Origin of the sequence: Roseburia sp. 1XD42-69 (assembly GCF_003612565.1) — a bacterium.
Lineage (GTDB): Bacteria > Bacillota > Clostridia > Lachnospirales > Lachnospiraceae > Roseburia_B.
On sequence record NZ_RAZG01000229.1, the window covers coordinates 1 to 1,067 of the forward strand.

Genomic DNA, 1,067 nt, shown 5'->3' on the forward strand with positions numbered 1-1,067 from the left:
GTAATGTCCATTTCCTGCCTTGTCAGGCTGTCCACGCCGTCCGTGACCGCTATATACCTTACATTGTGTTTCGGGAAAAAGATTTCGATATAACTGCCCGCTTCAATATAGTTCCTCCCAAGCCTTGAAAGGTCTTTGGTTATCACGCAGCCCACCTTCCCCGCTTCAATGTCGGCAATCAGACGCTTAAACGAAGGGCGGTTGAAATTCCTTCCCATATACCCGTCGTCCACGTAATACTCGTACCGGGGCATACCGTTCTTTTCAGCGTAATCTTTGAGCATAAGTTTCTGGTTCGAGATGCTCATGCTTTCATTCTGGCTGCCGTCATCAAGGGAAATCCTGCAATAGAGGGCGGTTATTTTCTGATTCGATAGATGATTTTTCCTGCTCATAGGCTTCTCCTTCTATGAACAGGGACACGATACTATGATAATACCATGCCCCCGCCATTCTTTCAACTGTTTTATGCCGGATTTCCGTTTTTTCTCCGGTTCCGTCCTTTAGCTGGCTTGCCGTTTTTGCCATTCCTCAAACCGTTCACAGGTCTGCCGTTCAATAAGCTGCTCAAAGGCTTCCCGCATGGTCTGGCTTCCCGCAAACTCACGGGAAACGATAAACTGTACTTTTTTATTTTCCTTCCGGTTCTGCGCCGGATATTCTGCCTGTTTTGCCATATGCATTTCCCTCCATAAAGATACCCGGAGCGTTTCCGTCCGGGTGTGATAGTGTGGACTGCCGGGCAGGTGGGAGCCTGACAACGGGGGCTGACAACGGACGTTAAAAAACTCCGCACACAAAACCCGGCTTTCCGTTTTCTGTTCTGATTGATTTTCTTTCTGTTTTTCCGTTGCTTTCGTTGTCAGGGAAAGAAAAAGCCCTGAAAAACGGCATTTGTTAGGCGGCTTCCCGGCAACGGGCTTGACAACGGGAGGGGCAACCAGCCGACAACCGGCTACGGTTTTCCCGCTTCCAGCCATTCCTCCGGCAGCCCAAGCTGGAAGGCTTCCCCTTCGGGCAAAGGCTGGAAACCTGATTTTCCATGCCCTCCGTTGTCAGGCGGCTCC

General features: G+C 50.3%; 3 protein-coding genes. All 3 read right to left on the reverse strand.

Features of this window, described 5'->3' with window-relative positions:
• Nucleotides 1-395, reverse strand: a 395-nt coding sequence (locus D7Y06_RS25265; RefSeq protein ID WP_158591510.1) for a recombinase family protein, incomplete at its 3' end; no start/stop codon positions are given.
• Entirely contained in the window at nt 331-528 is a 198-nt protein-coding gene (locus D7Y06_RS26340; protein ID WP_155886835.1) for a hypothetical protein, read from the reverse strand. The genes D7Y06_RS26340 and D7Y06_RS25265, both read right to left, overlap by 65 nt.
• Nucleotides 504-980 (reverse strand): hypothetical protein, encoded by a 477-nt coding sequence (locus D7Y06_RS25270; protein WP_022752433.1) that lies wholly within the window; start codon nt 978-980, stop codon nt 504-506. The genes D7Y06_RS26340 and D7Y06_RS25270 overlap by 25 nt, the downstream gene beginning before the upstream one ends.
• Nucleotides 981-1,067 lie beyond the last annotated feature (87 nt).

Coding starts and splice junctions, on each gene's coding strand:
- D7Y06_RS26340 (WP_155886835.1), bottom strand. CDS start 528: ATGGCAAAAACGGCAAGCCAGCTAAAGGACGGAACCGGAGAAAAAACG.
- D7Y06_RS25270 (WP_022752433.1), bottom strand. CDS start 980: ATGGCTGGAAGCGGGAAAACCGTAGCCGGTTGTCGGCTGGTTGCCCCT.